Below are 7,603 nucleotides of genomic sequence, written 5' to 3'. Positions count from 1 at the left end.
CCCCCCCCCCCCCGCCCCCCCCCCCCCCCCCCCCCCCCCCCCCCCCCCCCCCCCCGGCGGCGCCCCCCCCCCCCCCCCCCCCCCCCCCCGCGCGCCCCCCCCCCCCCCCCCCCGCCGCGCCGGCGCGCCGGGGCGTGGGGGGGGGGGGGCCCCCCCCCCCCACGCCCCGCCCGGCGGGGCTTCGCCCCCCGGGACCCCCCTTCCAGTGGTTGCATTGGTCACACGCGTTTCGTTTGATTCTGGGATTGCCGGATTGGCGTCGGTCGCGGGTGTTCGGGTGCCCGTGTGTGCCGATCGGCCGATCTCATACGCCGTGCATTTCGAGGCCGCGCACTCCGAGGTCTGCGTGAACCCGACAGCCCTGCGGGGTCGGTTTGTGCGCTCAACGCGGTCGCGAGCGGCGTCGGCGTGGGTGCGAGCCCTGGCGACGCGTGGAATTCCGTGTCCCCGCGGGTGAAAAATACGTCTCTGACCACACGGTTTGGTGGTGGGAGCGGTGAGTGTGTAACCTCGTTCAAGACTTCACCGCGCTGAGGTCGGGTGTTTGGGGCTCGGTGCGGAAGTAGTCATGCCCCCTTAGCTCAGTCGGCAGAGCGTTTCCATGGTAAGGAAAAGGTCAACGGTTCGATTCCGTTAGGGGGCTCGCCGGATTGCCGGTGGTGACCGACTCGGCATCGCTCCCGATAGTGCGGGCTCGGCACCATGGCAATGCGACGCCGTGGCGGTGTAGCTCAGTCGGTAGAGCAAACGACTCATAATCGTTGTGTCGCCGGTTCAAGTCCGGCCATCGCTACCACAACCGATCAAGCCCATCAGGTACCGGAAAGAAGGCATATCGTGGCCGCGAAGTCCACCGATGTCCGGCCAAAGATCACCTTGGCCTGCGAGCAGTGCAAGCACCGCAACTACATCACCAAGAAGAACCGGCGCAACGATCCGGACCGCTTGGAGCTGAAGAAGTTCTGCCCGAACTGCGGCACGCACCGGGCGCACCGCGAATCCCGCTAGTCATCCACGCGTGAACTACCGCGTGGTGTAGCGCCGGGAGTCGCTCCCGGTATCTCGGGCCGTGGCACCGCGAGGGCCGGACAATTGTCCGGCCCTGACGCATTTCACGGTGTGGGTGCGGTGGTGAGCGCTCCACAGACTCCGGGTGACGGGGTCAGATAGGTACAGTCCTCCCGTGACAATCAACACCGGTACAGACGAAGCGGTCCAGACGAGCGAGGCGCTCGACCCCGCGGCGAACGCCGCGGCGATGGTCGGTCACCACTACCGCGTCGACGACTACTACGAGGTCGGCCGCGAGAAGGTGCGTGAATACGCCCGCGCCGTGCAGGACTACCACCCGGTGCACTGGGACGAGGACGCGGCGCAGGAGTACGGGTACGACAACCTGCTCGCGCCGGTTACCTTCATCTCCCTGGTCGGAATTCTCGCCCAGCGCAAACTGTTCGAAGAGGTCGTCACCGGCTACGACCTCAGCCAGATCATGCAGACCGACCAGATCCTCGAGTTCCATCGCCCGATCAAGGTCGGCGACCAGCTCACCTGCGATGTCCACCTGCACTCGTTCCGGCAGGCATTCGGCGGCGACATCATCGTGACCAAAAACATCGTCACCGCGCAGAACGACGAACTGGTGCTCACCACTTACACCACCCTCGTCGGCCGCAGCGGCGGCGATATCGACCCGAACCTCAACGCCGCCGTCCGGAACGTGCTCATGCACGGCATCGGCGAGGACGCGCCGGGGCATCGTCCGCGCTCGCTCGCGGTGACCCAGGCGCCCGCGCCGGTCGTGCCGCCCGTGGACGGTGTGCGCACCAAGCACGCCATCGGGTTCGAGGACGTCTCGGTGGGTGACGAGCTGCCCACCCGCGTCGTCCGGCTCACCCGCGGCGATCTGGTGAACTACGCGGGCGTCTCCGGTGACGCCAACCCGATCCACTGGAGCGACGAGGTCGTGAAGCTGGTCGGCCTGGAGAACGTGGTCGCGCACGGCATGCTGACCATGGGCCTCGGTGGCGGTTTCGTCACCTCGTGGCTGGGCGACCCGGGCGCGATCAAGGAGTACAACGTCCGCTTCACCAGCCCGGTCTACGTCGGGTCCGACGAGGCCGCCGAAGTCGAGTACACCGGTAAGGTGAAGTCGGTCGATCCGGAGACAAAGACCGCGGTCGTGGCCATCGTCGCGAAGGCGGCGGGGAAGAAGATCTTCGGCCGCGCCACCGCGACGGTGCAGCTGGCCTGACCAGGCACAGCGACCCGGATTGGCTAATGGCGCGGACGGTAACGTACACTCGGGTTTCTGGGGTCGCCAGCCGCTGCGCGCTGCTCTGAGGGGCTGGTTCCAGGCGATCCGCGAGGATTCGCCGACGGGGCCGGCAACTGCCGGAGCGGCGCGCGTGTTGTGTGACACCAGGGCACAACTGAATATCGAACAGTGGTTGGACAGCCAACACCGTCCGACCAAAGGGGCGTAGCTCAACTGGCAGAGCAGCGGTCTCCAAAACCGCAGGTTGCAGGTTCAAGTCCTGTCGCCCCTGCCCTGGATGCCAGCGACGAGAGAGGATCGACGTGAGCGAGCGTAGCGAGCGAGCCATTGGCACAGCGCGCATCGCGCACGACGGCACCGAGCTCAGCGAGGAGAAGGCGTGAGCGACGAGCGGGACACTCGCCGCGGCGCACATGCCGCCGACGAAGGCGACGACACCGCCGCAGCGACACGGCCGAGCGGAAAGCGGTCCGCGCGGCGGACCCGTGCCGGGTCTTCGGATGTCGACACGGGCGCTATCGCCACGCTCGACCGTCCGTCGCGGAAGGCAACCAAGGCGACCGATCGGGCCGAACGCAAGAAGTCGGGTAATCCGTTCAAGCGTTTGCTCAAGTTCCTGCGTGAGGTCATCGCGGAACTGCGCAAGGTGATCTGGCCCAACCGGAAGCAGATGGTCACCTATACGAGCGTTGTTCTGGTGTTCGTGATTTTCATGGTCGCGTTCATCAGCGGGTTGGATCTGGCGTTCATCAAGGGTGTCAACTGGCTGTTCGGCTAGCTGAACGACGCCGACGCCGGTAGCCGATCCCGGGCGGAGACGGGTGGAGTGATTTCGCCGCGCGCCCGGCCCGGCACGCAGAGGATGTACGTGACGACACAGGAAGCGAGTGCCCCAGTGAGCACCCCGGAGAACGACACACACGACAAGTTCCCGGCCGACGACACGGTGGCCGAGTCCACCGACTCCGTCGAGGAGTTCGCGACCGACGAGCCCGCGGTCGAGGAATCGGAGCCCGCTGAGTCCGCCCCTGCCGCCGCCGTCGATGCCGAGCCCGCCGACCCGGTCGCCGAGATGAAGGCGGCGCTGCGGCGCGCTCCCGGCGAGTGGTACGTCATCCACTCCTACGCCGGTTACGAGAACAAGGTGAAGGCCAACCTCGAGACCCGCGTGCAGAACCTGGACCTGGAGGACTACATCTTCCAGGTGGAGGTGCCCACCGAAGAGGTCACCGAGATCAAGAACGGGCAGCGCAAGCACGTCAACCGCAAGGTGCTGCCCGGTTACATCCTGGTCCGCATGGAGCTGAACGACGAGTCGTGGGGCGCGGTGCGCAACACCCCCGGCGTCACGGGTTTCGTCGGCGCCACTTCGCGCCCGTCGCCGCTGTCCATCGATGACGTGGTGAAGTTCCTCGTTCCGGCCGCACAGCAGCAGAAGAAGCCCGCCGCGGCAGCCGCTGCGGCGACTCCCGAGACCGCGGGCGGCGAGATCGCGCCGAAGCCGGTCATCGAGGTCGACTTCGAGGTCGGCGAGTCGGTGACCGTCATGGACGGCCCGTTCGCGACGCTGCCCGCCAGCATCTCCGAGGTGAACGCCGAGCAGCAGAAGCTGAAGGTGCTCGTGTCGATCTTCGGCCGCGAGACCCCGGTCGAGCTGGCGTTCACCCAGGTCGCGAAGATCTAGACCAGCTCTGTCGGCGGCCGGGTGAATCCGGCCCCGGGCGAGGATCGCAACACCAGACTTGCAAAGAGCAAGGGACACCAACACCTAGGAAAGAAAGATGCCCCCCAAGAAGAAGAAGCTCGCCGGGATCATCAAGCTTCAGATCCAGGCCGGCCAGGCGAACCCGGCCCCTCCGGTCGGCCCCGCGCTCGGTCAGCACGGCGTCAACATCATGGAGTTCTGCAAGGCGTACAACGCCGCGACCGAGTCGCAGCGTGGCAACGTCATCCCGGTCGAGATCTCGGTGTACGAGGACCGGTCGTTCGACTTCAAGCTGAAGACCCCGCCCGCCGCCAAGCTGCTGCTCAAGGCCGCCGGCGTGCAGAAGGGCTCGGCGGAGCCGCACCGCAACAAGGTCGCCAAGGTGACCATGGACCAGGTGCGCGAGATCGCCAAGACCAAGCAGGAAGATCTGAACGCCAACGACATCGAGCAGGCGGCCAAGATCATCGCGGGTACCGCGCGTTCGATGGGCATCACCGTCGAGGGCTGAGCGGAACCGCTCCCCGGTGGGAGGGCCGGCCAGGCCCGATAACCACGTCTGAACTACCAACAAGGACAGAGAATCATGGCAAAACGAAGCAAGGCGTACCTCGCCGCGGCCGAGAAGGTCGATCGCACCAAGCTCTACTCCCCGCTGGCCGCCGCGCGCCTGGCGAAGGAGACCGCCACCACCAAGACCGACGCGACCGTCGAGGTCGCCGTGCGTCTCGGTGTGGATCCCCGCAAGGCGGACCAGATGGTCCGCGGCACGGTCAACCTGCCGCACGGCACCGGTAAGACCGCCCGCGTCATCGTGTTCGCCGCGGGCGAGAAGGCCGCCGAGGCCGAGGCCGCGGGCGCCGATGCCGTCGGCGCCGAGGACCTGATCGAGCGGATCCAGGGCGGCTGGCTGGACTTCGACGCCGCGATCGCCACCCCGGACCAGATGGCCAAGGTCGGCCGGATCGCGCGTGTCCTCGGCCCGCGCGGCCTGATGCCGAACCCGAAGACGGGCACGGTCACCACCGATGTGACCAAGGCCGTCAACGACATCAAGGGCGGCAAGATCAACTTCCGTGTCGACAAGCAGGCCAACCTGCACTTCGTCATCGGCAAGGCGTCCTTCGACGACAGCAAGCTGGTGGAGAACTACGGCGCCGCGCTGGACGAGATCCTGCGGGCCAAGCCGTCGACCGCCAAGGGCCGCTATGTCAAGAAGGTGACGGTCTCGACGAACACCGGACCGGGCATCCCGGTGGACCCGAACCGCACCCGCAACCTCTTGGAAGAGGACGCGTAAGCAGCAGCGAGCCGCGGCAACGGCGGGAACGCATTGTGCGTTCCCGCCGTTGCGCGTTCGAGGACTAATCCGCCCGACGGCGTGGTTGGGGTGGATGTGACCGTCGTTCTGTTGATCTCCGGTAGTACTCGCGCCGCCTCCACCAATTCCGCCGCACTACGAACCGTCTCGGCGATCGCCCCGGACGGTGTCGAAACCGTCTGGTACGACGGGCTCGCGGATCTGCCCGCTTTCGCTCCGGACGACGACGGCACCGCTCATCCCGCGGTAGTCGCGCTCCGCGAACAACTTTCGCGCGCCGACGCCGTGCTGTTCTCCACGCCCGAATACGCGGGCACTTTGCCGGGCAGTTTGAAGAACCTGCTGGACTGGACGGTTGGCGCCGGTGATCTCTACGGCAAGCCGGTCGCTTGGATCACGGTCGCGCCGGAGGGTCGCGGTGACGGCGCGACCGCCACACTGCGCAGCGTGCTGGGTTATGTCGGAGCCGACATCGATCCGGATGCCTGCCGACGACTCCCTGTGCCGCGCGAGGGCGTCGGCCCCGACGGACTGGTCGCCGACCCTGAATTCCGGTCCGGCGCCACGGCCGTGTTGCGCGGTCTCGCGCGGCATGCCGCGACCGCGACTTCGTGAGAAACACCACTCGCCGACGCAGACCGCGGCATCGCATTCCGGGCGGCGCACGGGTGTGCACCGCGGAAAAGCGAGTCGCGGCACAACGATTCGACGGCCGAGTGGTTGCGAGCAGACGTCTGCCGGGGCCCGTTTTGGCAGATGGGAACCCATGCAGGTACATTGGAAGTCAGTTATCGACGAGTTCGATCGCTACCCAATCCGTTCTACCGAAGACCGTTGGTCGCCGATCCCGTATGGGTTCGGTCGAAGGTCCGGCGACATTGCCGGCGGCCCACGCAGGGAGAGCCGAGGCTGGGAATTGATCCGGATACGCACCGGATCGGTTTTCTGTTGCGCCCCGGAACGCTCTGCGTTCGGGGCGTTTGTTTTGTCGCCGGCCCCTGATCGGTAGTTCGCGTATACGAACCGACCAATCAGAGAGGAGGCGAAGTATGGCAAAACCCGAGAAGGTCACCGCGGTCGAGGAGATCGCGGAGCAGTTCAAGAGCTCGACGGCCACCGTCGTCACGGAATACCGTGGCCTGTCGGTCGGCAAGCTCACCGAGCTGCGGCGCGCGCTCGGCGCCGACGCCACGTACTCCGTCGCCAAGAACACCCTGGTCAAGCGTGCCGCCGCCGAGGCGGGCGTGGAAGGTCTCGACGAACTGTTCGTCGGGCCGACCGCGATCACCTTCATCACGGGTGAGCCGGTCAACGCGGCCAAGGCCCTGAAGACCTTCGCGAAGGACAACAAGGCGCTCATCATCAAGGGCGGCTACATGGACGGCGCTCCGCTGTCCGTGTCCGAGGTCGAGCGGATCGCCGACCTGGAAACCCGCGAGGTGCTGCTGGCCAAGCTGGCGGGCGCGCTCAAGGGCAACCTCACCAAGGCCGCCGGTTTGTTCAACGCTCCCGCCTCGCAGGTGGCCCGCCTGGCCGCCGCGCTGCAGGAGAAGAAGCAGGCCGAAGAAGGCGCACCGGCCGCCGAGTAAGACCCGTGCGGCACGACTCGCCCGCATATAGACATCAACTACCGAAAGGAACACAACAATGGCCAACGTTGACGAACTGCTCGAGACCTTCGGCAACATGACCCTGCTCGAGCTGTCGGACTTCGTGAAGAAGTTCGAGGAGAAGTTCGAGGTCACCGCGGCTGCTCCGGTCGCAGTCGCCGCCGTCGGCGGTGCCGCCGCTCCGGCCGAGGCCGCCGAGGAGCAGGACGAGTTCGACGTCGTCCTCGAGGGTGCGGGCGACAAGAAGATCCAGGTCATCAAGGTGGTCCGCGAGATCGTCTCCGGCCTGGGCCTGAAGGAAGCCAAGGACCTGGTCGAGAGCGCCCCGAAGCCGATCCTGGAGAAGGTCGCCAAGGATGCCGCCGAGGCCGCCAAGGCGAAGCTGGAAGAGGCCGGCGCCAAGGTCTCGGTCAAGTAATTCACGACCGAACACGCCGAACGGGCGGTCCCCTTTGGGGATCGCCCGTTCGCGTTTTTGGCAATCCCGCCGCTATCGCCGATACCGAAAGGATTGCGGAGTTACTACGCAGTCAGGTTGGGGTGTGCCCGATCTGTCCCATGAGTTACAGTGACCGAACCCACACGTGACGGACCGCGATGACCGAGCGCGCGGTTCGCCGGTGGGCAGCTCGCTGAGAATTTGTGGAGGTTGGCGTGGGCGTCGAGGTCAGGACCGAGAGTGTGACCAA

General features: G+C 66.6%; 9 protein-coding genes and 3 tRNA genes. All 12 read left to right on the top strand.

Annotated elements, in window-relative coordinates; genetic code table 11:
• The first annotated feature begins 570 nt into the window (after window positions 1-570).
• The 12 genes from ACIHAX_RS37590 to rplL all read left to right on the top strand — a co-directional run bounded on the left by ACIHAX_RS37590 (window position 571) and on the right by rplL (window position 7,332).
• Window positions 571-643 (top strand) — tRNA-Thr (locus ACIHAX_RS37590).
• Between the two features lie 77 nt (window positions 644-720).
• Window positions 721-796 (top strand) — tRNA-Met (locus ACIHAX_RS37585).
• A 41-nt stretch (window positions 797-837) separates the two neighbouring features.
• Window positions 838-1,008, top strand: coding sequence for a 50S ribosomal protein L33 (rpmG, locus tag ACIHAX_RS37580; protein WP_011211653.1), 171 nt, complete (start codon window positions 838-840; stop codon window positions 1,006-1,008).
• A 181-nt stretch (window positions 1,009-1,189) separates the two neighbouring features.
• Window positions 1,190-2,254, top strand: a complete 1,065-nt coding sequence (locus ACIHAX_RS37575; RefSeq protein WP_356963462.1) for a fused (3R)-hydroxyacyl-ACP dehydratase subunits HadA/HadB — start codon at window positions 1,190-1,192, stop codon at window positions 2,252-2,254.
• Between the two features lie 222 nt (window positions 2,255-2,476).
• A tRNA-Trp gene (locus ACIHAX_RS37570) sits at window positions 2,477-2,549 on the top strand.
• A gap of 108 nt (window positions 2,550-2,657) precedes the next feature.
• Window positions 2,658-3,056: a preprotein translocase subunit SecE gene (gene secE / locus ACIHAX_RS37565; protein WP_397282421.1), complete on the top strand. Its 399-nt coding sequence runs from the start codon at window positions 2,658-2,660 to the stop codon at window positions 3,054-3,056.
• 90 nt (window positions 3,057-3,146) lie between these two features.
• A complete protein-coding gene (nusG, locus tag ACIHAX_RS37560) occupies window positions 3,147-3,962 on the top strand; it encodes a transcription termination/antitermination protein NusG (protein WP_355072038.1) in 816 nt (271 codons plus the stop codon).
• A 97-nt stretch (window positions 3,963-4,059) separates the two neighbouring features.
• Window positions 4,060-4,494, top strand: coding sequence for a 50S ribosomal protein L11 (gene rplK, locus ACIHAX_RS37555; protein WP_063051596.1), 435 nt, complete (start codon window positions 4,060-4,062; stop codon window positions 4,492-4,494).
• Window positions 4,495-4,569: 75 nt separating this feature from the next.
• Window positions 4,570-5,283 (top strand): 50S ribosomal protein L1, encoded by a 714-nt coding sequence (rplA, locus tag ACIHAX_RS37550; protein ID WP_067810457.1) that lies wholly within the window; start codon window positions 4,570-4,572, stop codon window positions 5,281-5,283.
• A gap of 96 nt (window positions 5,284-5,379) precedes the next feature.
• Window positions 5,380-5,919 (top strand): NAD(P)H-dependent oxidoreductase, encoded by a 540-nt coding sequence (locus ACIHAX_RS37545; protein ID WP_364424247.1) that lies wholly within the window; start codon window positions 5,380-5,382, stop codon window positions 5,917-5,919.
• A gap of 434 nt (window positions 5,920-6,353) precedes the next feature.
• Window positions 6,354-6,893: a 50S ribosomal protein L10 gene (rplJ, locus tag ACIHAX_RS37540; protein WP_355072042.1), complete on the top strand. Its 540-nt coding sequence runs from the start codon at window positions 6,354-6,356 to the stop codon at window positions 6,891-6,893.
• Between the two features lie 58 nt (window positions 6,894-6,951).
• Window positions 6,952-7,332 carry a 50S ribosomal protein L7/L12 gene (rplL, locus tag ACIHAX_RS37535; RefSeq protein ID WP_043698929.1) on the top strand — a complete coding sequence of 127 codons (381 nt, stop codon included), beginning with the start codon at window positions 6,952-6,954 and terminating at the stop codon, window positions 7,330-7,332.
• Window positions 7,333-7,603 lie beyond the last annotated feature (271 nt).

The organism is Nocardia sp. NPDC051929 (genome assembly GCF_044548645.1).
GTDB classification, from domain to species: Bacteria; Actinomycetota; Actinomycetes; order Mycobacteriales; family Mycobacteriaceae; genus Nocardia; species Nocardia sichangensis.
The sequence above is the reverse complement of the archived record's forward strand: the minus strand, read 5'-3'. Positions and strand labels throughout refer to the sequence as shown.

Coding starts and splice junctions, on each gene's coding strand:
- rplA (WP_067810457.1), top strand. CDS start 4,570: ATGGCAAAACGAAGCAAGGCGTACCTCGCCGCGGCCGAGAAGGTCGAT.
- rplJ (WP_355072042.1), top strand. CDS start 6,354: ATGGCAAAACCCGAGAAGGTCACCGCGGTCGAGGAGATCGCGGAGCAG.
- rplK (WP_063051596.1), top strand. CDS start 4,060: ATGCCCCCCAAGAAGAAGAAGCTCGCCGGGATCATCAAGCTTCAGATC.
- rplL (WP_043698929.1), top strand. CDS start 6,952: ATGGCCAACGTTGACGAACTGCTCGAGACCTTCGGCAACATGACCCTG.